A 23,445-nucleotide genomic window follows, 5' to 3' on the forward strand; every position below is an offset into this window, starting at 1 on the left:
GCCCGCGCCTGCGAATGGGCCGGTGAACCCAAGCGCAAGCGGATTGGCCAGCGGCGGTTGTCTGACCTCGGCAGGGACATATCTTCTGCGACCAAGCCTGGCGCCGACAAAACGGTTCCAGGTGCGCATCAATAGGGGAAGATCCGCATGGCAGCGACGGCGGCACTCCGCTCCGGCGACACGCGCGCGCAAACTGCAGCGGCGTTCCCGCCGCCCCCCGTGACGGCCCGGCCGGTCGACCGGGCCGCCTGGATCGTCGCCTACCGGCATGTCCGCAGCGAGACCGAGCGCCGCGCCGCGCCGCTCTCGGCGGAGGACCAGCAGGTCCAGTCGATGGCCGATGCCAGCCCGACCAAGTGGCACCGGGCGCATGTGACGTGGTTCTTCGAGCAGTTCCTGCTGCGCGAGCACCTGCCGGGCTACGCCATCTACGACGAGCGCCTGCACTACCTGTTCAATTCGTATTACGTGGCGGCCGGCCCGCGGCAGCCGCGCATCCAGCGGGGCATGATCACCCGCCCGACCATGGCCGAAGTGAGCGCCTACCGGGCGCATGTCGACCGGGCGGTCGAATCGCTGCTCGGCCAGGCCGCGGAGAGCGCGCTGGAGGCAGTGCTGCCGATCCTGGAGATCGGGCTCTATCACGAGCAGCAGCACCAGGAACTTCTGCTCACCGACATCCTGCACGCCTTCGCGCAGAACCCGCTTGGGCCGGTCTACGATTCCGCGTGGCGCTTCCCGGCGGCTTCGGGGCAGGGCGGTCAGGCCCAGCTCGCCCGCGGCATCGCCTGGATCGGGCACGAGGGCGACGGTTTCTTGTTCGACAACGAATCGCCCCGCCACGAGGCGCTGATCCTGCCGGGCCGGATCGACAAGGCGCTGGTGACCAACCGCGAATGGCTCGCCTTCATGGAGGCCGGAGGCTACGCCAAGCCCGAGCTGTGGCTCTCCGACGGCTGGTATGCCGGCCAGGCCGAGGGCTGGGAGGCTCCGGGCTACTGGCGCCGGGACGGGGAGGGCTGGGCGACGATGACGCTCGGCGGCATCCGGCCCGTGGAGCTCGACGCGCCGGTCACCCACATCAGCTACTACGAAGCGGACGCCTATGCCCGCTGGGCCGGCCGGACCCTGCCGACCGAGTTCGAGTGGGAGGTCGCGGCTCGGGACGGTGCCCTGCCGGACGCGTTCGGCCTCGTCTGGCAATGGACCCGCAGCGCCTACGCGGCCTATCCGGGCTACCGGCCGTTGCCGGGCGCCCTGGGCGAGTACAACGGCAAGTTCATGGTCAGCCAGTTCGTGCTGCGCGGCTCGTCCGTCGCCACGCCCGAGGGCCATGCGAGGCTGCCCTACCGCAACTTCTTCTATCCGCATCAGCGCTGGCAGTTCACCGGCCTGCGCCTCGCCGACGCCGCCTGACGCGCCCCGGAGCCTCCCTTGACCGTCAAGCCCAGCTTTTCCGACGCGACCCCGGTCGCCCTGGACACACCCGAACTCGCCTTCCTCGCCGACGTGCAGGACGGCCTTTCGAAGACGCAGAAGGCGCTGTCGCCGAAATACTTCTACGATTCCGCCGGGTCCGACCTGTTCGAGGCGATCACGCGGCTGCCGGAATATTACCCGACCCGCACCGAGATCGGCATCCTCGATCGCAGCGGCCCGGAGATGGCCGCCCTGCTGCCGGCCCGGGCCGCGCTGGTCGAATTCGGCAGCGGCTCGACCAACAAGCTGCGGCGCCTGCTGCGCCACCTCGACAAACTCGCCGCCTACGTGCCGGTGGACGTCTCCGGCGAGTTCCTGCGGTCCCAGGCAGAGGTGCTGAGCGGCGATTTTCCGCATCTGCGGGTCGAGCCGGTGGTGGCCGATTTCACCCGTGACTTCGATCTGCCCGAGAGCCTCGCCGGCATGCCCCGGGCCGGCTTCTTCCCGGGCTCGACCATCGGCAACTTCGAGCCCAGCGAGGCCGAGGAGCTGCTGCGGCGGTTCGGGCGGATCCTCGGGGAGGGGGCGCACATGATCGTAGGCGTCGACCTCGTGAAGGACGCGGCGATCCTGGAGCGGGCCTACGACGACGCCGCGGGCGTCACCGCGGCCTTCAACCTCAACCTGCTGACCCGGATCAACCGGGAACTCGCCGGACGCTTCGACCTCGGCGCCTTCTCCCATCGCGCGGTGTTCAACGCGGACGCGTCGCGGATCGAGATGCATCTCGTCTCGGACGGCGCGCAGGAGGTGGCGATCGGGTCCGAGACCTTCGCGTTCGCGGCCGGCGAGACGATCCACACCGAGAGCAGCTACAAGTACACGGTCGAGACCTTCCGGGCTCTCGTGGAGCGGGCCGGCTGGACCTGGGTCCAGGTCTGGACCGACCCGGAGGGTCTGTTCTCGGTCCACGCGCTCCGGCAAGACTGACATCGGCGCCGCGAACCGGCGCGTGGGGTGAGGACGCCCGGATGCGTTTCAGCCCACGCTGGTTCTATCTCGTCGCCCCGGGGCTCGGCGCCCTGGCTGGCCTACTCTACGGATCGATCTTCCCGGTCGGTCCGCTGCTCGGCTCGGCGATCCGCGGCGCGATCATCGGCACGCCGATCCTGCTCTATGAGCGGCGGCTCCTGTGGCCGCGGATGCGCGAGCAGGTGCGCCAACTGGCGACGCCGCTGTTCCTGCTCGCCACCGTGGCGCTCTACATCGCGATGATTGTCGTCGGCAACGCGCTCGCGAGCACGGTGCTGAACCGCCTTTTCCGCTTCATGTACAGCGAGCGGAACGCGATGCTGATGACGCAATCGGGCCTGCTCTACGCGCTCGCGATCTCGGCCCTGGTCGTTTTCGTGTTCCGCGTGCGCGACCTGATCGGCCCGGGCGTCTTCGCCAACCTGCTGATCGGCCGCTACCATCGTCCAATCAGCGAGGAGCGGATCTTTTTGTTCCTCGACGTGACCGGCTCGACCCGCTTCGCCGACCGCCACGGCGACCGGGCGGCGCAGGCCTATCTCGGCCAGGTCTTCAACGCCTTGGCGCTGCCGGTCTCGCACGCGCGGGGCTCGATCGACGATTATATCGGCGATATGGCCCTGGTCACCTGGACGATCGAGCGGGGCATCCGGGACGCGGCCTGCCTGCGCTGCGTCTTCGATTTCGCCACCCGGCTCGCCGACGAATCCGAGGCCTGGACGCAGCGCTTCGGGCAGGTCCCGGAATTCCGCGCGGCTCTGCATTGCGGGTCGGTGGTCACGGCCGAGGTCGGGCTCGAACGGCACAAGATCGCGTATTTCGGCGATGTCGTGAACACCACCGCCCGGCTGGAGAGCCTCTCGAAGAACCTCGGCGTGCACGTGCTGGTCTCGGCCGATCTCCTCAACCGGATCGGTCCGTTGCCGCCCGACCTGATCGCGGAGGATCTCGGCGCCCATTCGCTGCGGGGCCGCGACGCTCCCCTGGCGGTGGCGGCGATCCGTAAGCGGGACTAGGCGCCCAGCACCTTCAACACGTCGCGCGCCGCGCGTTCGCCGTCGAGGGTGGCGCCGCCCACCGTCATCGCGCCGCCGCCGGCCAAGGCCTCGCCGGCGAAGAACACCCGCTCGCCGACCGGATCGCGCAGGCGGTCACGGGCCTCCGCATGGCCCGGCGCGACGATCGAATACGAGCCGCGGGCATGGGGGTCCGTCCACCAACCGGCGAGCCGTCCAGCCTGGACCGCACCTCGCGCCTTCGACCCCAGGATCGCGCCGAGCCGCTCGGTGGCGAGGGCGATGGCAGCGGGTTCGCCCGCCAGGCACAAGTCCCGGGCGAGGTCGCCGCCGAGATTGGCCACCGCGATGGCGCGTCCGAACGGGCCCATCTCGAAATACAGCGTCGGGCCGCGGGTGATCACCGACACCGCGTCACCCAGGGCCGCCGGGTCGACCTTCGCAGGGTCAAGGCGCAGACCGATCTTGGTGTAGGCGCCCATGTGGAGGCCATCCAGCGCCGCCTGCGCGGTATCGGGCAGGCGCGGCGTGAACGTGAGCGCACCGGATTTCAGCACGCCAACCGGCACCGTGACGATCACGGCCGCCGCCGCGAGGGTACCGCCCTCGGTGTCGATCCGGACGATCCTGTCCGACCAGTCGACCGCCCGGACCGGACAGCCCAGCCGCACCGGCAGATCGGCGAAGTGCCGCGCCACGAGGTCGCCGTAGCCGTCGACCCAGAGGTCGGTGCCGGACCAGAGCCGATCGTAATCCACCGCCGAGACCCGCTCGGGATCCTCGCCGAGCGAAAGCCGGCTCAGTCCGGCCGCCGCCAGCTCGGCATTCGGGCCGCCGGCCCGGGCCGCCTCGGCCAGCGAGGGGTCGCCGCCCTTCGGCGCCAGCAGGGCGTCGAGCCCGGAGAAGCCGGCGCGTCGGCTGGCATTCTCGGCCTCGGTCGCCGGCCTTCCATCGATGGTCAGCGTGCGCGCCCAGCCGCCTTCCTGCGCGAAGCGCACGCCGGCAGCCCGCGCCACCGGCGCCCAGGGATTGCGCTCGGCCCAGTGGATGTACTCGGCACCGGCATCGAAGCGGCAATTCGGGCCGAGCGACCGATCGGTGAAGGCGCGTCCGCCGATCCGGTCCCGCGCCTCGATCAGCAGGAAATCCTGTCCGGCCGCCCGCAGCGCCATCGCCGCCGCCAACCCGGCCGCGCCGGCCCCGATGACGACCACGGTTCCGCCCCGCGCCACCGCCCGCAGGGCAGGGGCCGACAGAACGGCCGAGGCTAGGATCGTGCGTCGGGTCGGACTCATGGCGTACCCGCTCGGATGCCGTTTTGGCCGGGCCTCGTCTCAAAGCGGGCAGGCCGCCCGCGCCGATCCCGGATGCGCTAGCCGCGCGCGCCCTGCGTACCGGAGCGCTTCTCCATCATGGTCTTGACCTGCATCAGCTGGTCCCAAACCTGGCCTGGCGAGGTCCCGAAGAAGTCGAAGCCGGCATTCACGCCGAGATAGATCCCGACGCAGATCAGCGGCACCAGCACCCAGGCCAGCACCTCCTCGCCGCGGCGACGCCGTTGGCGACGCCGACGGCGCTCCTCGCGCCGGGTCAGCTTCTGGGCAGGCGCAGGATGCGTGACGGGGGATAGAGGCCCCTCGTGCAGGTCTTCTGTCATCAGGCGCCTCCTCACCGCGGCGCGTTCGCGTCGCGGCGGTCATAGACCGGCAGGCCGTTGTCCGGAAGCCTGCCGGCCGGCGTGCGCGCCCTTATGCGCGGACGAGTGGCACCTTCGGCACGGTGCGGACGCCGCCGCCCGAGCCGCCACCACCCCCGCCCTTGTCGTCCTTCGGCGTCTTCTTGCGCGTGGCCGCGCGGGGCTTGGCCCGCTTGTGCCGCTTGGCCGCGTTGGTGACGTCCGCCTCCGGCTTCGGCGTGACCGGGCCGGCCGGGAAGTCGAAGCCCAGACTGTCCTTGGCGCCGGCCTTGGCCTCCTCGTCCTCGGGCTTGCGCACCACCACCCGGACGGCACCGCCATCTTTGAGCTTGCCGAACAGGACCTCGTCCGCGAGCGGCGTCTTGATGGTCGACTGGATCAGCCGCGCCATCGGGCGGGCGCCCATCGCGTCGTCGTAGCCATGCTCCACCAGCCAGGCCCGAGCCTCGTCCGAGAGCTCGATCGTGACGTTGCGGTCGGCGAGCTGCGCCTCGAGCTGGAGGACGAACTTGTCGACGACTTTGGCCACAACCTCCTTCGGCAGGTGACCGAACGAGATGATCGCGTCGAGGCGGTTGCGGAATTCCGGCGCGAACAGCCGGTTGATCGCCTCGACGTCGTCGCCCGTCCGCTTGGCCTGGGTGAAGCCGTAGGCCGACTTCGCCAGGTCCGAGGCACCTGCGTTCGACGTCATGATGATGATGACGTTGCGGAAATCGACCTGCTTGCCGTTGTGGTCGGTCAGCTTGCCGTGGTCCATCACCTGCAACAGGATGTTGAACAGGTCCGGGTGAGCCTTCTCGATCTCGTCGAGCAGCAGCACGCAATGCGGGTGCTGGTCGATCCCGTCGGTGAGCAGGCCGCCCTGGTCGAATCCGACATAGCCGGGGGGCGCGCCGATCAGGCGGCTGACGGTGTGGCGCTCCATGTATTCCGACATGTCGAAGCGCAGCATCTCGACGCCCAGCGACGCGGCGAGCTGCTTGGCGGCCTCGGTCTTGCCGACGCCGGTCGGTCCCGCGAACAGGTACGAGCCGATCGGCTTATCCGGGTCGCGCAGCCCGGCGCGCGCCAGCTTAATCGCCGAGGTCAGCGCCTCGATGGCGCTCGGCTGGCCGTAGACCACCCGCTTCAGGTTCTCCGTGAGGTGCTGGAGCACCACCGCGTCGTCCTTCGAGACGGTCTTGGGCGGGATGCGGGCCATCGTGGCGATGGTCGCCTCGATCTCCTTGATCCCGATGGTGCGCTTGCGGCGCGCCTCCGGCACCAGCATCTGCGAGGCGCCGGTCTCGTCGATCACGTCGATCGCCTTGTCGGGCAGCTTGCGGTCGTTGATGTAGCGGGCCGACAGCTCCACCGCGGCCTTCACGGCCTCGGTCGTGTACTTGAGCTTGTGGAACTCCTCGAAATACGGGCGCAGGCCCTTCACGATCTCGATCGTGTCCGGGATCGACGGCTCGTTGACGTCGATCTTCTGGAACCGGCGCACCAGGGCGCGGTCCTTCTCGAAGTACTGGCGGTACTCCTTGTAGGTGGTCGAGCCGATGCAGCGCAGCGTGCCCGAGGCGAGGGCCGGCTTGAGCAGGTTCGACGCGTCCATGGCGCCGCCCGAGGTCGCACCGGCGCCGATCACCGTGTGGATCTCGTCGATGAACATGATCGCGTTCGGGTGCGCCTCGATCTCCTTCATGACCTGCTTGAGGCGCTCCTCGAAGTCGCCCCGGTAGCGGGTACCGGCGAGCAGCGTGCCCATGTCGAGGGAGAACACGGTGGCGTCCGCCAGGACCTCCGGCACCTCGTGCTGGATGATCTTGCGGGCGAGCCCTTCCGCGATCGCGGTCTTGCCGACGCCCGGATCACCCACCAGCAGCGGGTTGTTCTTCTGGCGGCGGCAGAGCACCTGGATCGTGCGTTCGACCTCGGAATGGCGGCCGATCAGCGGGTCGATCTTGCCGTCGCGCGCCTTCTTGTTGAGGTTGACGCAGTAGGCGTCGAGCGCGTCGCCCTTCTTCTTGGCGCCGCCGCGGGGATCGCCCTCGTCGCTCGGGCGCTCGGCGGCCCCTTCCTCCTCGGCACCGCGCACGGGCTTGGCCTCGGACGCGCCGGGGCGCTTGGCGATGCCGTGGCTGATGTAGTTCACCGCGTCGTAGCGGGTCATGTCCTGCTCTTGCAGGAAGTAGGCGGCGTGGCTCTCGCGCTCGGCGAAGATCGCGACCAGCACGTTGGCGCCGGTGACCTCCTCGCGGCCCGAGGACTGGACATGGATCACTGCGCGCTGGATCACGCGCTGGAAGCCGGCCGTTGGCTTGGCGTCCTGGCGTCCGTCGCCGGTCAGGTTCGAGAGTTCGGTGTCGACGTAATCGACCAGGCTGCGCTTGAGCGTGTCGATCTCGACGTTGCAGGCGCGCATGACAGCGGCCGCATCCTGGTCATCCACAAGAGCGAGCAGGAGATGCTCCAGCGTCGCGTATTCGTGCCGTCGCTCGCCAGCGAGCGCCAGGGCTCGGTGGAGGGCTTGTTCTAGGCTGCGTGAGAAGCTTGGCAAAGCTGGCCTCTGTGTGGGTGCCTACCGCGAACGGCGCCTATTTCTTTTCCATAACGCACTGGAGAGGATGTTGGTGTTTGCGCGCGAAGTCCATGACCTGCGTCACCTTGGTCTCCGCCACCTCGTAGGTGAAGACCCCACACTCACCGACCCCGTTCTGATGCACGTGCATCATGATGTGGTAGGCGTCCTCGTGGCTCTTGTTGAAGAAACGTTCGACCACCAGCACGACGAATTCCATCGGCGTATAGTCGTCGTTCAGAAGGAGTACCCGGTACAGGCTCGGCTTCTTGGTCTTCGGCTTGGTGCGGGTGATGATCGCGGTGTTGGACCGGTCGTCTCCGCCCGGGGCGCGCGAACCGGAGGCCGTGATCGCCAAGCGCGCCGGCCGTTGAAGCGTCGTCGATATCGCGGTGCCCTGCAGGGGGACCTGTGTCATGTGCGTCGAACCGATCCCTCGATTGGAGCGGGCGTCGCCGGCCCCCAATACCGATCCTGTCACGACCCTGCCGGGAGCGGCGTCTGGGCCAGTGGACATTAATCTACAGACCGTGAGGCCACTTCGCCAGACGCCTGCGCGCACTTGTCCGCCCCGCAAAGCTTGCGCCAGGTGCATCGCCCTTGCACCGCTGAGCGAAGAGGAGGGCGACGGGCTCACCTGATCGGAACGGCCGCGGGCGTCAGGCATGTCACGCCTCGGCGATGGCGGCGATCGGACTCTCCTCTCCCTGCCCGTATCCGATCGTCAGACAAAGACCTGTGCAGGCCGCGACGCGCCCCCTCTCCCGCACGGGAGAGGGGACCCGCGCCACATCTGACATCGTACGGATGGGGGTACGGATTGGGCCATCTCGCCGCCGGCGCGAACGAGATCCCGACCAGGGTGCAGCCTGCCCAGCCCGCACGATGTGGGATGACGGTTGCCGCGCGAAAAACCCGGCCCGCGGCGTGTGAATCGCGTGGGTGGCGGGGAGGGCGGAGGATCGCTGCATGGCCGGCCTCCAGCTTGCCGTCGCCGGGCCGGCCTGACTCGACCGACACCGGCGGCGAAACCGGGTCTGCCCGAAGATTGTGCGTCGCATCCGCCATCGTCAAGCCGCGCCCGGAACGACACGATTCGGAAGTCGCGGGGTTCGCATTAACGGGCCTGTAACTGCACCCGCCTAATTCTCAAACGATGCAGCGGGGCCACGCAGTCAGCGCCGGCCAGCACCAGAGATACGACCGGCCAAAGCCGGTCTCGCGAGGCAATCAGGCGTGATGCGTAGCGTTGTAGGCCGCTCCCGGACGATCCCCGCGCTGCCGGCCGCCCTGGCGGCCGCCGCGGTCCTGACCGCCCTGGCCGCCCCGGCCGAGGCCCGGCGGGGCCGGCATCACCACCACGCGTCAAGCGGCGGCTACAACCCGCCCTACGCCGCCATGGTGGTGGACGTGAAGAGCGGGAAGACGCTGCACGCGGTCAACGAGGACGCGCTGCGCCACCCGGCCTCGATCACCAAGGTCATGACGCTCTACATGCTGTTCGAGCAGATGGAGCGCGGCAAGTTCGCCCTCGATTCCGACCTGACCATCTCGGCCCACGCCGCCGCCCAGGCGCCGTCGAAGCTGGGCCTGCGCCCCGGCCAGACCATCACGGTCGAGGACGCGATCAAGGCGATCGTCACCAAGTCGGCCAACGACGTGGCCTGTGCGATCGGCGAGAATATCGCCGGCTCCGAGGAGCGCTTCGCCCAGATGATGACCGCAAAGGCGCATGCGCTCGGCATGAGCCGGACGCGCTACGCCAATGCGTCGGGCCTGCCGGATCCCGACCAGCTCACCACCGCCCGGGACCTGACCGTCCTGGCCCGGGCGATCCAGGACCGGTTCCCGCACTATTACCGCTACTTCCAGACCCGCTCCTTCGCGTTCCGCGGCCGGGTGATCGGCAACCACAACCACCTGCTCGGCAACGTCCAGGGCGTGGACGGGATCAAGACCGGCTACACCCGCGATTCCGGCTTCAACCTGATGACGGCGGCCAAGTCCGAGGGCCGCCAGATCGTGGCGATCGTGCTCGGCGGCAAGTCCGGCGCCAGCCGCGACCGGATCATGGCCGACCTCGTCCGCTCCAGCCTGCCGCGGGCCTTTGCCGGCGCCCGCCAGGCGCCGCCGGTCACCGAGGTCGCCGAGCGCGCCCGGCCCGCGGTGGTGGCGGACGCGGTCTCGCGCACCCGCACGCAGGTCGCCTCGGCCGACGACGACGATGTCGAGACCACCGGCACCACCGGCGAGCCCCTGGACATCACGCCCTCCCGGGCGACCACGACGCCGGGCGGCACCTGGAAGCCGGGCCCGCAGGCCCTGCCGAAGGCGGCTCAGGCCTATGCCGGCACCAGCAGCGCTCAGGCGCCGTTCCCCGGCGCGTCGAAGACCGTGGCCCGGATGGCGTCCTCGGAGCGCGACGAGCCGCCGAAGGCGATCACCGGAACCCGCGTCGTCCCCACCGCCTGGGTGATCCAGCTCGGGGCCATGGACGACGAGGCCAAGGCCCGCTCGATGCTTTCCGAAGCGCGCGCCAAGGTCGGGGGCAGCCTGTCCAAGGCGGCGCCCTACACGGTCAAGGTCGAGCATGGCGGGACCACGCTCTACCGCGCCCGCTTCTCCGGCTTCTCGGAGCAGGACGCCGCGCAGGATGCCTGCACGGCCCTGAAGCGCAGCGGCTTCAGCTGCTTCGCGACCCGCAGCTAAACCAACTCAACAACCAGCGTCGCGCCCGATGGGTGCGCCGACACGGCGGAGTCGCGGCTGTGTTTGCCCGCGGCTGCGAATCAGTAAGTATCTGACAACGCGCGTGGAGTTCAGCGATGTCGGTTCAAAAGCCTGTCTCGGGCCGCGTTAACCCGCGCCGCCCTCTCGGCACTTCCGCCCTGATCGGGGTGGGTGAGCTTCATCAGCGACCTGTGGGCCGTCCGGACCTGCTCAGCGGTCGCCCCGCGCTGAAGCCCCAGGATTTGGTACGCCTCCTCCTGCGTCATCGCCCCTGGATACGCCGGGCGTCCCGGCCGCGGGTCACGATCGCCCTCAGCGTGTACACGCCAGCCGGGCGCCCGGCGGTCGAGATACGGCTCTAGGAGGGCGGCGCCTTCGGGGTCGCTCTGGCGGCAGGTCGCGAGCAGCTCGATCACGACCTCCACCGTCAAGGCGTCGAGCCAGGCCCCGGCCCGGGGCCCGGCGATCACCCGGCCCTCGCTGAGGCTGCCGTCCGCCCGCACCCGGATGTCGATCAGCGCCGTCCGGTGCCGACGCCCCCGGTCGACGAAGGGCCTGAGCAGCGGGATCAGGCGCGCGTTCATCGCCGCCTGACCCTCGATCATCCAGATGCCGCCGAGGCCGAGCAGGGCCGCGAGCACGACGTTCCCGTGCAGCAGCAGGAACCCCGCCGCCGCGAGGGCGAGGACGCCGCCGACCTTCTGGGGCCGGACCGTACCGACGAGGGCGCCGAGGCCCTTGCCGAAGGCGCGTCCGAGCCGGCGGCCGAGGCCGTCGTCGTTCTTCGAGAGCCACCAGAGCGTGAGGCCGGCCAGAAGGACCGCAAACAGGACCATCAATTATCGCCGCGCGCCGAACTCGGCGCCGACGCGGCCACCGATCTGAACCGTCGTGCCGCCGCCGAGGTCGTAGAAGCCGCGCCGGGCCGGGGTCGGCTTGGGAGCCGCCGCGTCGCATCCGGGCCGCGGCGGCAGGCGCACGCCCTCGGGCAGGTCCTCCGGGCAGAGGCGCGCGCGCACCGGGTGCTCGGCGGCCGCGGCGACGGCGGCCATCAGCCAGGCGAGAGCGAAGAACGCGAGGCGTCTCACCGGCGGTTCTCCGCAACCTCTGCGGTTGTGATCCGGATCTCCCGGATCCGGCCGTCGCGCTCGACCTTGAGGGTCACGGGCGCGCCCAGCCCGGCCTCCGCGATCGCCGCCGTGAGGTCGGCGAGACGATGGACCGGCCGGTCGTTCGCGCCGACGATCACGTCGCCGATGTCGCCGGTCTGCGGATCGACGCCGCGCAAGCCCGCCTGCGCGGCCGGGGAGCCGGGCAGGACCCGCAGCACGACCACGCCGTCGATCCCGAGGCGCGCTGAGGCCGCCTCCTGGGCGGCGATGATGCCAATGCCGGGATTGCGCACCCGGCCGACCCGGATCAGCTCCGGGACGACGCGGTTGACCACGTCGACGGGGATCGCGAACCCGATCCCGGCGCTGGCCCCAGAGGGCGACACGATCGCGGTGTTGACGCCGATCAGCCGGCCGGCGGAATCGAGCAGCGGGCCGCCAGAATTGCCGGGGTTGATCGCCGCATCGGTCTGGATGACGCCGGACAATTCCCGCCCGGCGCTGGTTGGCATCCGTCGGCGCACGGCGCTGATCACGCCGGTGGTGAGCGTGTGGTCGAGGCCGAACGGGTTGCCGATCGCGAAGGTCGACTGGCCGACCTTAAGATCCTCCGACGATCCGATCGCCAGCGGCGGCGGCATCTTGGTCACGCGCCCGAGCCGGAGGACCGCCAGGTCGTAGGACGGCGCCAGCCCGACCAGGGTCGCGGACACGACCTCGCCGTCGCTCAACCGCACGGAGACCGAGCCGCCCGAGCGCGCGGCGTTCTGCACGACATGGGTGTTGGTCACGACGTGGCCGGCGCCGTCCCAGACGAAGCCGGTCCCGGTCTGGGTGCCGCTCTGCTCGCCGCCCTCGTCGTCCGGGTCGAGCAGGTCGCGGCCGGTGGCGGCGCTCTGCGCGAAGACATGGACCACGGAGGGGCTCGCCCGCTCGAACAGCGCCACGGTGGTTTGTTCGGACTGTGCCAGATCGCCCCGGGCCGCGATCACCCGCGGCGCGTCCGCCGAATAGAGCAGCGGCTGCAGGTAGGGCTGCGCGACGTAGAGGGCCAGAAGGACCAGAACCGCGGCGGCCAGGATGCGCACGGTACGGTCCGGCAAGGGCGAGTCTCCAGTCAGGGCCCCGGGGCGGGCGCGGGTCTTAAGTGCGCGTTCAGGATCAGGGCGTCAACACGGATACTGGGCGGTCGCCACGGTGCTCCTGACGTGTTCTGGCGCACCTTGGACACCGCCGCGCATTGGCTAACGGAATGGTCATCTATCGATGGCCACAATTCTCGCAAGTTCACGGCGGATCAGACACGACCGGTTTGGACATGGAACACGGTACCGCACCTTTTCCTGCGCGTTAGGACTAGATGCTGGTGCCTCAAATGCCCAAATTGATCGCAAAGCTGCCGCAGAGATGCTTGCATTGACGCTCAGCCTTTCACTCCCCGCAGCAGGCCGGCTCGACCGGATGGTGGGGATCTGAACGGTCCCAAACGGTTCGGAAGGATAAGGACTCATGGAAACCGAAGCTCTCGAACGCCCGGCCGATCTCACGATCTGGCGCACGGCCCCGGCGAGCACTCCGCTGGCTCAGCCCGAGCGGTACGGCACCCTGCGCGAGGCGATCGCCGCCGCCGCCGGCGCCCTGACCGATCCGGCCAAGCAGCCCTGGATCATCACCGAGGAGGGCGAGATCCTCTCCCCGAACTGGATCCGCACCTACCTGAACTGAGACGCGATACCGAGAACAACGGGGATACCGGGGAAGGCGGCCTCAGGCTTCGCCCCGGTACCCCGCCGGCTCACTCCGCCGCGTCCGAGCGGCGGTAGCCCTCGATCCCGACCTGCTCCGGATTGATCGCGTGCAGCGCCCGGCGCGCCGCCTCCAGCGGATGCTCGGCCTCGATCCGCACCGACGTCAGATCCGGGCTCTTGTAGACGGTGACGATGGTGTCCATCACCTCGGTCAGCGTCGTGCGCTTGTCCTCCGGGGCGGCGATCAGCAGCTGCAGCCCCCAGGCGCGATAGAGATCGACCAGCGCCTGGCTGTTGCGCACGTCGAGCTTCGAGAACGCCTCGTCGAGCAGGCAGAGCCCCAGCCCCGGATTCTCGTCGCCGGGCCGGTCGCCCGGGTAATAGGCGCTGGCGAGCGAGGCCGCGATCGCCACGTAGAACGGCGCCTGCGCCTCGCCCCCCGAACCGCGCAGGGCCCGCGCCGACATGGTGGTGCGGTTGCCGGCCGCGTCCTTCATGCCGATCTCGTAGACGAAGTAGTTGCGGTAATCGGCGAGGCGGGCCGCATCCTCCTGGCCGGCGATCAGCGCGGTGATCTCCTCCAGAGCCGCCGCCATCGGCCCCTCGGTCTCGCCCGCCAGCAGCGCCTGCGCGGCCTCCGGCGAGCGGGCGGTCTCGGTGGCCAGCGCGTGGACGGCGGCGTAGCGGCGGTCCACCGCCGCCTCGAAGGCGTAGGTCTGGCCGGTGAAGCTGCGCACCGAGAGCCGCTCGTTCAGGGCCGCGAGCCGGGCATGGACCCGCTCGAACCGGTCGGCCAGGCGTGTCAGCAGATCCTCGGTCATGAGCCGGCGCATCTCGACCTCGGCCCGCTCGGCCTGGGCGCGGTAGCGGCGCAGCTCGTGGCCCTCAACGGCCTCGTATTCCCGCCGGACCCAGGCATAGCCGTCGATCGCCGGGGCGTCGCCGGCATTCAACGGATTCTCGACCCGCCAAGCCGAGCAGGCCTCGGTCAGCTCGCGCTCGGCGATCCGACCGTGCGAGCGAGCCGCCTCGGCGGCCTCCCGGGCGAGGCCGCGCTCCGTCGCAGCCCGCGTGCCGGCGGCCTTGGCGTCGAGGCCCGCGAGGGCGCCCCGTGCCTCCGCGATCACGCCGACGCTGAACGATTCTGAGCGAGCGAGGCGCACCCGCGCCGCGTCGCCGCCCATGACCTGCCGCAGGGCCGAGCGCCGCGCCGCCAGGGCGGCCCGAGCCGCCTCGCGCACGGGCCCAAGGCGCGCCCGCAAAGCCGCCTCGTCGGCGAGCAAGCGGTCGAGCTTCGGCTCTAGCTCTTCGGACAATTCCCGCAGATAGCCGACCCGTTCGGTGGTCAGCGCCGCGATCTCGGCGGTGAGGCCGGCATTGTCGCGCTTCTCGATGCCCTCGCGCTCGGTCTGGAGCGTGCGCCGCCGTCCCTCCAGCCCGTCGAGCTCGCTGCGCAGGGCGTCGATGTCGTCGAGGCCACGGGCGATGCGCGCCCGTACCGCCGCGGCGGTGCGGGCGGCCTCGCGCAGGACCGCGGCCTCCCCGCGCAGGCGCCGTGCCTCTGCGACCGCGGCCTCGTGCGCCCGGCGGCTGTCGACCGTGGGGCCGCGATGGCCGCGGGTCATCAGCAGGTCGACGTTGCGGGTCACCGAATAGGCCATGCCGGCGGTGGTCCGGCCGCTCGGCGCCACGGCGCGGGACAGCCGGGCCAGTTCGGCATCGTCCCGGGCGAGGTCGTAACCGCCGAGCCGCACCCCCAGGAACGCCTCCGCGTGCGGGTCGCTCGTCTCGATCACGGTGAGCGGCCCGTCGTCGTAGCGGCGCGACCGCTGCTTGGCGGTGTCGGTGGTCTTGACCAGGATGCAGCGGTGGAACCGGTCGCGGCCCGACTGAAGCACGCCCAGGGCCTCGCTCAACCGATCCGGGGAGACCACCAAAGCCTCGCGGGCGCGGCCGAGCAGGCCTTCCAGCGCCGGCCCCCAGGTCGGATCGACGATCTCGGCCAGCTCGCAGATCGGCAGCGCCTCGATCCCGCGCCGCTCCAGCTCGCCGCGGAACGCCACCGTATCGGAGGACAAGCGTGCGGCCGAGCCGCCTCCGGTGCGGGGTGCGGTGCGCTCGGCCTCGCTCTCCTGGGCGCGGGCCTTGAGCGCAGCGTCCTCGGCTGCCCGCTCCAGGGCCTCGTCGAATTCGGGTAGGCGCGCCAGGCCGTCGATCAGCTCGGCCAGGGGCCCGTCCGGGCGCAGGATCTCTTCGGGCGAGGATTCCCGGCGCAGGCCGGCGCGCGCACAGGATTCGGCGAGCCGCGCCGCTGGCGGGCAGGCCTGGCGCAGGATCGGGGCGACCGGCTGGAGCTTGCCCATCTGGCCCACGAGGCCGACGAGGTCGGAAACCCGCGCGGCCAGCTCCTTCCGGTCCCGCTCCAGCATCGACAGGCCGAGCGTCGAGGCGGCCAGCCGCCCCTCCGCGGCGCTGCCGGCGAGCAGGGCCTTCTTCTCGGCGATCTCGCCGTCGATCTCGCGCACGTGCCCGCGGCTCGCCGCGACGCGCTCCCGGGCGATCCGCAGCGTGTCGGCGCCCTCGCGCAGCCGCAACCGCACCGCGGTGAGGTCGAGGCTGCGGCGGCGCAATTCGGCGCAAGCCGCCCGCAAATCATGGGTCGCGGCGGCCAGCACCGCCTCGCTCCAGGCATCGTAGCGGTCGCGCAGGCGGCGCAGACGGGCGAGCCGGCTCTCCAGCTCGCCGATCGTCTCCAGCAGGCGGCGCCAATTGGCGATGGAGAGCCGCACCCGCTCGACATCCAGCGGCTCCGGGTCGAGCACGAAGGCGCGCACGAAGGCGCTGGTATCGAAGATCGGCTTGAACGCCACCGCGTTGGCGAAGCTGCGCAGGAAGTGCCGGGGCTCGGGGGAGGGCGCGCCCTCCCGCAGGGTCGCCAGGATGTCGGCGGTGAAGCGCTCGCCGGAGGTGCGGTATTCGGTGAAGCTCGCGGCCCGGGCGCGCAGATCTGCGGCGATCTCGCTCCACGGCGCCGTGTAGCTGCCGCCCGGGGCGGTGCGGGTGTAATCGGCGATCTCGAACCGATGGGCGACCGCGATGAAGCGCGACAGCACGGTCTCGCGCGGCTCCACGGCCCGGGCGGCGAGCGCCAGCCCGACCGTGACGGTGCGGCCCGAGGCCGGGTTCTCGAACACCAGGGCGAGCACGGTCTCGCAGGATTCGCGCGTCGGCCGGCCGCCCTCGGCCGGGTCGCTGATCCAGCCCAGGCAATAGTCGCGCACTGTGCGGGCGCTGCGCCCGGAGGCCGAGGCGTTGAGCGCCAGCCGGCTGGCATTGTTGCCGGCCAGCACCGTGCCGACCGCGTCGAAGATCGTGGACTTGCCGGCCCCGGTCGGTCCCACCAGGGCGGCGGCGCCCCGCAGGCGGATCTGCTCGCGGCGGATCAGGTACCAATTGGAGATGGCGATATCGGTGAGGACGTACACGATGTCGGGAGGCCGGGCCGCTGCAGGAAGATGCGGGGCTCAGTTGGCCGGGTTCGGCCGCGCATGCAAGCTTCGGCGTTGCCGGCGCCCGCTTGTCACCGCCGACGCGATCAACCACTTGTCAGACAATTCGCCGCCTGTATCGTTCCCGTCCCGGGTGGGTCGATAAAAATCATGCGCGCCAGTCTGAAGCTCAAATTGAGCGGCCTATTCGCCCTGCTCCTCCTGGCCGCCGGGCTTCAGGGGGGATTCGCGATCCATAAGATGATCGCCCTCGACCGGCAGCTCGCTACGCTGCTCGACCACGCGGTTCTGTCGATGAACGAGGCGCAGGCGATCGAGACCCTGGTGATCCGGACACGGCTCGCGCAGGTCCGCTTCGTCACCGCGGCGGCGGAGACCGAGCGGCACCTGACCGTGAAGGAGGTCGACACGCTCACTCGGGAGCGGAACGCCAAGGTCGAGGCCTACCGGGCGCTGATCGCCTCGCCCGAGGAGAAGGCCCTGTTCGACGACCTGCTCGCCAAGCTCAAGATCCAGCACTACGACTGGGAGCGCCTGCGCGGCTTCACGCTCGAGCAGCGCGAACCCGCGATGGCGTATTTCCGCGGCAGCATGAACGGCCATTACGCCGCCGCCGCGGGAGCCGCGCACGCGCTGGCCGAGATGAACATCAAGGCCGGCGACGAGGCCGGCCGGGACGCCCGCCGGAGCCAGGCGGAGGCCGTCCGCTCGACCGTGATCATGCTGGGCGTCACGCTGCTGATCGCACTGGGGGCGACGCTCTACAGCTTCGTCGGGGTGTCGCGGCCGATCACCATCATGACCCGGGCGATGCGTCGCCTGGCCGACGGCGACACGCAGACGGCGATCCCCTACGCGGCCCGGCGGGACGAGATCGGCGCCATGTCGGCCACCGTCGCGGTGTTCCGGCAGAACCTGCTGCACGCCCGCACCCTCGAGGCCGAGGCGGCCCGAGCCCGCGCCGAGGCGGAGACCCAGCGCCGGGAGGCGACGCACATGCTCGCCGACCGGTTCGAGACCGCCATCGGCGGCATCGTCGGCTCGGTCGCGGCGGCGGCGACCCGGCTGCAGGCCACCGCCCAGGGGCTGAGCGCCACGGCGACGCAGACCGCCGGCCAGTCGACCAACGCCGCCGCGGCGGCCGAGCAGGCCTCCACCAACGTCACCACCGTGGCGGTGGCGGCCGAGCAGCTCGGCTCCACGGTCGACGAGATCGGCCGCCAGGTCGGGTCCTCGGCGGATCTGGCCCAGACCGCCGTCCACGAGGCGGCCGCGACCGCGCAGCTGGTCCAGGCGCTGAGCGCCGGGGCGCACCGGGTCGGCGAGGTCGTGACCCTGATCTCCTCGATCGCCGACCAGACCAACCTGCTGGCGCTCAACGCCACGATCGAGGCGGCCCGGGCCGGCGCGGCGGGGCGCGGCTTCGCGGTGGTCGCCACCGAGGTGAAGGCGCTCGCTGCCCAGACCGCCCGCGCCACCGCCGAGATCGCAGCCCAGATCGGCGCGATCCAGGGCTCGACCGACAAGGCGGTGCGCGCGATCGACGGCATCGCCACCCGCATCCGCGAGATCAGTGGCATGGCGACCGCGATCGCGGCGGCGGTCGAGCAGCAGGGCGCGGCGACCCAGGAGATCGTCCGCAACGTCACGCAGGCGGCGTCCGGCACCGAGGCAGTGACCGCCAACGTCACCGGCGTGGCCGGCGCCGCCGAGGCGACCGGGAACGCAGCGGGCCAAGTGCTCGACTCCGCCTCCGAGATGGCCCGCCAGGCAGCGCAGCTCGGGGACGAGGTGGCGCAATTCCTGGCGACCGTGCGGGCGGCTTGACCCACCACACCGTCATTGCGAGCGCAGCGAAGCAACCCAGAAGCGCCACCTTCTCAGATCGCGCGCCGCCCTGGATTGCTTCGCCGCGCTCAGCATGACGGAGAGGGCTGGTTTCAGAGCTCCCCGGCTTCCGACCACGCCCGCAGGCGCTCCAGCCAGGCGTCGGAGGCGAGCACCGCCAGACCCGGCAGCAGCGACAGCGGCGTCACCCGCTCGACCCGGTCGCGCTCGCCCATCCTGAGGCCGCCGCGGCGGGCATAGAGGCGCAGGATGTCGGCGAGCCGGCCCTCTTCCGGGGGCTCGTTGCGCGCCGCCGCGCGGATTTTCTCCACGATCTCGTCGGTGGTGCACTCGACGATCCCGTCGGTGCCGGCGCGGTTGTCGCGCAGGCCCTCCTCGTAGAGCAGCCGCAGCGCCAGCAGCACCAGGGTCTCATCCTTGCGTAGGCGCTCGGAGGCGATGTCGTGCCGGGGCGCGTCCGCGGCCGGGCTCAGCGAGACCATCTGGTCGCGGTGCGAGACCGTGAGCGCGTAGCCGAGGCAGGCGAAGTAGTCGGCGAAGAACGGCGCGTAGTGCCGGGCGAGCTCGTAGGAGCGGCCGATGCCGGGCGTGTCGGCGTAGATCACCTGGCCCTTGAGCATCACCTGCAGGGCGCGGCACAGCTCCTCGGCATCGGGCGCCCGGGCCCCCGGCGGCGGCGGCTCGTCGCCGTCGATGATCGCGCGAAACCCCTCAAGCACCGACGCGACGCTCCAACACGAAATCCGGGCAATCCAGCCAGCCATTGGCCAGCCGCTCGGGCAGCCGGACCACGGCGTAGCGGTCGCGCAGCCGCGCATCGAACAGCACGTCGATCTCGCGCAGGCGCTGGAACACCACGAAGTCGTCGACCCCCTCGATCGTGATCTGCGAGCCGCGCAGCGACACGGCCTTGCCGAGCCGCGCCTCGACGAAGGCGGTCATGGTCTCCGGCGTCACCGTGGTCCGGCGGCGGAACTCGGCCTTGGCGAGGGCGAAGGCGTCGACCGCGGGGTCGTAATCGACATCCGGCAGCGGCTCGACATCGATGGCGCTGCGGCGGGCGCGGGGCGTCTGCAGGTGGGCCTGGCCGATCGGCGGCCGCAGCAGCGACACCACCGGCGGCACGTCGGGCGCCACCTCGGCGGCGCCGACGGCGCGCAGCATCGCGGCGGTGCGCTCAATTCCCGTCGGGTCCGGCCGGTCCATGGCGTGGAGCGCGGCGCCGATCCGCCGCTCCAGGCGCGCCACCACGGCATCGACCGCGTCGAGATGGTTGTCGAGCCCCTCGAACACCGACAGGATTTGGGCGAGATCCGCCCGGACCGCCCGCTGGGCGGTGTCGAGATCGGGGCTGCGGCCCTCGCGGATCAGGCCCTCGGCCAGCGCCCGCACCGTAAGGGCGTCGCGCAGGGCCCGGCCGGCCTCGCGGACCACGCTGGCCCGGAACCGGAACGGGTTGAAGCGGGTGTGCAGCGTCCGGTAGTCGCTGATCAGGTGGCGCTCGACGAAATCCTCGAAGAACAGCCGGAAGGTCTTGGCCCGGTCGGGCTCGCGTAGGATCCGTTCCTCGACCTTGCGCATGCCGGCGGCGAGGCCACGGACATGGGCCAGGAAGGCGGCGGACGCCCGCGCGGCGTTGGATAGGGCCTCGGAGCGGTTGGCCGGATCGGAGACGGCGCTCTCCAGGCCGCCCAGCACTTCCAGCACTGCGCCGCCATACGAGCGGGTCTCGCCGCGCTCCAGGCGCGACAGCTCCTCAAGCAGGAGGCGCGCCTCGGGGTCGAACTCGACCACCGGCACGTAGCGCTCTCGGCGCTCGATCAGCCAGCCGGTGTCCAGGAGCCGGCGGTAGAGGGCGTTGCGGCGCTCGGCAGGATCGGCCGAGATCGGCTCGTCACCCAGGATTTCGGGGTCGCTCCAGCCGGCGGCGAAATCGCCGATCTCAGCCAGCAACTCGGCCTTGCGCACTGGCTCCGCCCCGAGGACGCGCCGGTGCAGGTGTAGCAGCAGGGCGGCGTTGAAGCCACGGCTCGGGGACGCCAGGGGCTTGAACAGCTCATCGGGCAGCTGCGCGAACAGCATGTTTTCGGAACTCGCGCTCGCGCAGCCGAAATCTTACTTCGCGCCGAGCAGCTCGACGTCGAAGATCAGCGTGGCGTTCGGCGGGATCACGCCGCCGGCACCGCGGGCGCCGTAGCCGAGCTCCGGCGGGATGATCAGGGTGCGCTTGCCCCCGGTCTTCATCGTGGCGACGCCGAGGTCCCAGCCCTTGATGACCTGGCCGGCGCCGAGCGGGAAGCTGAAGGGTTGGTTCCGGTCCCGCGAGGAATCGAACTTCTTGCCCTTCTTGCCGCCCTCATCGAGCCAGCCCGTGTACTGCACGGTGATCTGTTGGCCGGCCTTCGGCTCGGGCCCGGTGCCCACGACCTCGTCCTGGTACTTCAGGCCCGAGGGCAGGGTGACGATCTCGGCATTCGCGGCTGCTGTCATGGCGATGAACGCGGCTCCGGCGATGAGGGACAGGCGAGGCATGGTTTCTCCCTGGAGCCGGCGCCGTCCGCGCCGGCCGTCGGGGGCCTTCTATCGACTCGGGCCGGTCCAGGCCAGGGAGGCGGGCGATGGGCGATCAGGCGGCCCGGACGGTGTCGAGGAAGCGGGCGACCTCGGCGGTGAGATGCTCGGATTGCCGCGACAGCTCGGTCGCCGCGCTCAACACCTGGCCCGCCGCCCGTCCGGTCTCGTCCGCGGCACCGGCGACACCCGCGATGTTGCTCGTCACCTCACCGGTGCCCGCCGCCGCCTGGCCGACATTGCGCACGATCTCCTGGGTCGCCGCACCCTGCTGCTCGACCGCCGCGGCGATGGTGGTCGCCACGCCGCTGATCTCCTGGATGCGCGCCGTGATCGCGCCGATCGCCGTCACGGCGCCGCCGGTCGAGGCCTGGATCCCGGCGATCTGGCCGGAAATCTCCTCGGTGGCCCTGGCAGTCTGCTCGGCCAGCGCCTTCACCTCGGAGGCCACCACGGCAAAGCCGCGGCCGGCATCCCCGGCCCGGGCCGCCTCGATGGTCGCGTTGAGCGCCAGCAGGTTGGTCTGCCCGGCGATCGACGAGATCAGCCCGACCACGTCGCCGATCCGGCCGACCGCCGTGCTCAGTTCCTGCACCAACGCGCCGGTCTGCCCGGCCTCGGCAGCGGCACCCACAGCCAGCTTTGCGGACCCGTCGACCTGACGGCCGATCTCCTGCACCGACACGCCCAGCTCCTCGGCGGCCGCCGCCACGGTGTTGACGTTGCTGGCCGCCTGCTCGGCCGCGGCCGCCACCGTGGTGGATTGGCTGGCAGTCTGCGAGGCGGTCGCGGTCATCGCCTGGGCGGTGACCTGCAGCTCGGTCGCCGAGGACGACACCTGACCGATGATGCCGCCGACCGCCTGCTCGAACGCCTCGGCCATCTGGCGCATACCGGCCTTGCGCTGCTCCTCGGCGGCGCGCCGCGCCCGGGCAGTCTCCTCTTCCAGCGCATGGGCGCGGATCAGATTGTCCTTGAACACTTGGACCGTCCGCGCCATCGCGCCGATCTCGTTGCCGCGGTCGCGCAGGGGCACCTCCACCGATGCGTCCCCGTCGGCCAGGGCCTGCATGGTCCCGGTCATGGTCCGGATCGGCTGCAGCACGAAGCGGAACAGCGCGACCAAAGCGAGGGCGACGAGCAGGCCGGAGACCAGCAGCGCCGCAACATTGCGGATCAGGACGCTGCGTGCCTCCTGGGCCAGGGTCTCGGCGCGTGCGATCATCTCGTCGAGGGCGGCGTTGGCGAGATCGACGATGGTGGCCTGTTCCGGCGTGTCGAGCTTGCGCGCCTCCTGCAGCGTGATCCGCGGCGGCTCGTTCCGGGCCAACGCGTTCGAGACGGCGAGACGCCGGGCGAGGGGCGCTCCCTCAAAATTGTTGGCGCGGGCCTTCTCGAACGCGGCTCGGACCTTGTCGGACAGATTGGAAGCGGTCTCCGTGGCCGCGTTCCACGTGGCGTCGAGCCGTCCGCGCTCCTCGGCGGCTGCTACGGTCTCGGCGGGCGACCAGGGGGTGCCGGCCGACAGGGAGGTCTGGATCCGCAGAGCGACGGCGCCGACCGCCATTCGGGTCGCCCAAGCCGAACGCTTGAGGGCGAGATCACGCTCGAGAACGAGGTCCGTGCGCGGGATCGCGGCATCCACCGCGTCGGTCGTCGCCGTCAGGGTGTCGAGCATGGCCTGGAAGGCCGTCTGCGCCTCCGGGACGGTGCCGGTGTCGCGCTGGGCCTTCGACACCCGTAGGGCCGCATCGACCCGGGGGCGGAGACGTTCCACGCGCTCGCGGGCTGCCTGGAGCGGACCGAGCGTCGCCTTCACGGAGGGCAGATCCAGGTCGTCCACCAGGGCCGTCGCCTCGGCGATGCCGGCTACCGCCCGCTGCCGCTCCGCGTAGAGCCCCGACAGGGTGTCGGCATCCAGGGGTTGGTCGGCGGCGAGGAATTGCAGGCTGGCGCCCCGCTCCAGCCGCGTCGCGTACAGGGTCTGAAGCAGCGCCCGGCTCGCCCGCACCAGGGAGATGCCGGCCTCGGCCTGAGCCGCCTCCGTCCGCGCCGCGATGAGCGCGTTGGTCGCATACGTGAGAATGATCAGACCCAAGACGAAGAACACGACGCTCATCGTCGTTCGGATCGAAATATTCTGCAGGCGGCTCATCGCACAACTCCAATGGCCTGATGATGGTGCGGCGATATCTTAT

Annotated in this window: 18 protein-coding genes; 6 read left to right on the forward strand and 12 right to left on the reverse strand. The window is 70.8% G+C overall.

Annotated elements, in window-relative coordinates:
* Positions 1-147 precede the first annotated feature (147 nt).
* The 3 genes from egtB to AKJ13_RS18945 are packed head-to-tail and all read left to right on the forward strand — an operon-like array spanning position 148 to position 3,467.
* Positions 148-1,416, forward strand: coding sequence for an ergothioneine biosynthesis protein EgtB (gene egtB, locus AKJ13_RS18935; protein WP_050734757.1), 1,269 nt, complete (start codon positions 148-150; stop codon positions 1,414-1,416).
* Positions 1,417-1,434: 18 nt separating this feature from the next.
* Positions 1,435-2,409 carry an L-histidine N(alpha)-methyltransferase gene (gene egtD, locus AKJ13_RS18940; RefSeq protein WP_050734758.1) on the forward strand — a complete coding sequence of 325 codons (975 nt, stop codon included), beginning with the start codon at positions 1,435-1,437 and terminating at the stop codon, positions 2,407-2,409.
* 41 nt (positions 2,410-2,450) lie between these two features.
* Positions 2,451-3,467 carry an adenylate/guanylate cyclase domain-containing protein gene (locus AKJ13_RS18945; RefSeq protein ID WP_050734759.1) on the forward strand — a complete coding sequence of 339 codons (1,017 nt, stop codon included), beginning with the start codon at positions 2,451-2,453 and terminating at the stop codon, positions 3,465-3,467.
* Here AKJ13_RS18945 and AKJ13_RS18950 read toward each other — a convergent pair.
* The 4 genes from AKJ13_RS18950 to clpS form a co-directional block, all read right to left on the reverse strand.
* Complete coding sequence (locus tag AKJ13_RS18950; RefSeq protein WP_050734760.1) at positions 3,464-4,762, reverse strand: NAD(P)/FAD-dependent oxidoreductase; 1,299 nt, start codon at positions 4,760-4,762, stop codon at positions 3,464-3,466. The two genes, AKJ13_RS18945 and AKJ13_RS18950, sit on opposite strands and share 4 nt — an antisense overlap.
* Positions 4,763-4,839: 77 nt before the next feature.
* Positions 4,840-5,124: a hypothetical protein gene (locus tag AKJ13_RS18955; RefSeq protein WP_007566909.1), complete on the reverse strand. Its 285-nt coding sequence runs from the start codon at positions 5,122-5,124 to the stop codon at positions 4,840-4,842.
* 91 nt (positions 5,125-5,215) lie between these two features.
* Positions 5,216-7,708: an ATP-dependent Clp protease ATP-binding subunit ClpA gene (gene clpA / locus AKJ13_RS18960; protein WP_050734761.1), complete on the reverse strand. Its 2,493-nt coding sequence runs from the start codon at positions 7,706-7,708 to the stop codon at positions 5,216-5,218.
* Between the two features lie 37 nt (positions 7,709-7,745).
* Positions 7,746-8,147 carry an ATP-dependent Clp protease adapter ClpS gene (gene clpS / locus AKJ13_RS18965; protein WP_007566913.1) on the reverse strand — a complete coding sequence of 134 codons (402 nt, stop codon included), beginning with the start codon at positions 8,145-8,147 and terminating at the stop codon, positions 7,746-7,748.
* An 821-nt stretch (positions 8,148-8,968) separates the two neighbouring features.
* Here clpS and AKJ13_RS18970 point away from each other — a divergent pair.
* Positions 8,969-10,438 carry an SPOR domain-containing protein gene (locus AKJ13_RS18970; protein WP_050734762.1) on the forward strand — a complete coding sequence of 490 codons (1,470 nt, stop codon included), beginning with the start codon at positions 8,969-8,971 and terminating at the stop codon, positions 10,436-10,438.
* A 110-nt stretch (positions 10,439-10,548) separates the two neighbouring features.
* On the opposite strand, the gene AKJ13_RS18975 is transcribed toward AKJ13_RS18970, so the two are convergent.
* Genes AKJ13_RS18975 through AKJ13_RS18985 form a run of 3 tightly spaced genes read right to left on the reverse strand, consistent with a single transcriptional unit; the run spans position 10,549 to position 12,674 of the window.
* Positions 10,549-11,295 carry a DnaJ domain-containing protein gene (locus AKJ13_RS18975; protein ID WP_050734763.1) on the reverse strand — a complete coding sequence of 249 codons (747 nt, stop codon included), beginning with the start codon at positions 11,293-11,295 and terminating at the stop codon, positions 10,549-10,551.
* 3 nt (positions 11,296-11,298) lie between these two features.
* Positions 11,299-11,547: a hypothetical protein gene (locus tag AKJ13_RS18980; RefSeq protein WP_144426305.1), complete on the reverse strand. Its 249-nt coding sequence runs from the start codon at positions 11,545-11,547 to the stop codon at positions 11,299-11,301.
* Positions 11,544-12,674: a trypsin-like peptidase domain-containing protein gene (locus AKJ13_RS18985; protein WP_050734764.1), complete on the reverse strand. Its 1,131-nt coding sequence runs from the start codon at positions 12,672-12,674 to the stop codon at positions 11,544-11,546. Before AKJ13_RS18985 ends, AKJ13_RS18980 begins: the two co-directional genes overlap by 4 nt.
* A 406-nt stretch (positions 12,675-13,080) precedes the next feature.
* Here AKJ13_RS18985 and AKJ13_RS18990 point away from each other — a divergent pair, with 406 nt between their 5' ends.
* A complete protein-coding gene (locus tag AKJ13_RS18990) occupies positions 13,081-13,296 on the forward strand; it encodes a hypothetical protein (RefSeq protein WP_007569315.1) in 216 nt (71 codons plus the stop codon).
* A 70-nt stretch (positions 13,297-13,366) separates the two neighbouring features.
* Here AKJ13_RS18990 and AKJ13_RS18995 read toward each other — a convergent pair whose 3' ends face one another.
* Positions 13,367-16,804, reverse strand: a complete 3,438-nt coding sequence (locus AKJ13_RS18995; protein WP_050734765.1) for an SbcC/MukB-like Walker B domain-containing protein — start codon at positions 16,802-16,804, stop codon at positions 13,367-13,369.
* 174 nt (positions 16,805-16,978) lie between these two features.
* On the opposite strand from AKJ13_RS18995, the gene AKJ13_RS19000 reads away from it, so the two are divergent.
* A complete protein-coding gene (locus AKJ13_RS19000) occupies positions 16,979-18,655 on the forward strand; it encodes a HAMP domain-containing methyl-accepting chemotaxis protein (protein ID WP_050734766.1) in 1,677 nt (558 codons plus the stop codon).
* A 113-nt stretch (positions 18,656-18,768) separates the two neighbouring features.
* Here the strand turns inward: AKJ13_RS19000 and AKJ13_RS19005 are convergent, their stop codons facing one another.
* The 4 genes from AKJ13_RS19005 to AKJ13_RS19020 form a co-directional block, all read right to left on the reverse strand.
* Positions 18,769-19,395, reverse strand: coding sequence for a DUF4194 domain-containing protein (locus AKJ13_RS19005; RefSeq protein WP_050734767.1), 627 nt, complete (start codon positions 19,393-19,395; stop codon positions 18,769-18,771).
* Positions 19,388-20,758, reverse strand: coding sequence for a Wadjet anti-phage system protein JetA family protein (locus tag AKJ13_RS19010; RefSeq protein ID WP_050734768.1), 1,371 nt, complete (start codon positions 20,756-20,758; stop codon positions 19,388-19,390). Before AKJ13_RS19010 ends, AKJ13_RS19005 begins: the two co-directional genes overlap by 8 nt.
* A gap of 33 nt (positions 20,759-20,791) precedes the next feature.
* Positions 20,792-21,208 carry an FKBP-type peptidyl-prolyl cis-trans isomerase gene (locus AKJ13_RS19015; protein ID WP_050734769.1) on the reverse strand — a complete coding sequence of 139 codons (417 nt, stop codon included), beginning with the start codon at positions 21,206-21,208 and terminating at the stop codon, positions 20,792-20,794.
* A 94-nt stretch (positions 21,209-21,302) separates the two neighbouring features.
* Positions 21,303-23,402 (reverse strand): HAMP domain-containing methyl-accepting chemotaxis protein, encoded by a 2,100-nt coding sequence (locus AKJ13_RS19020; RefSeq protein WP_050734770.1) that lies wholly within the window; start codon positions 23,400-23,402, stop codon positions 21,303-21,305.
* Positions 23,403-23,445 lie beyond the last annotated feature (43 nt).

It is taken from the genome of Methylobacterium sp. ARG-1 (genome assembly GCF_001262595.1).
GTDB lineage: Bacteria > Pseudomonadota > Alphaproteobacteria > Rhizobiales > Beijerinckiaceae > Methylobacterium > Methylobacterium brachiatum.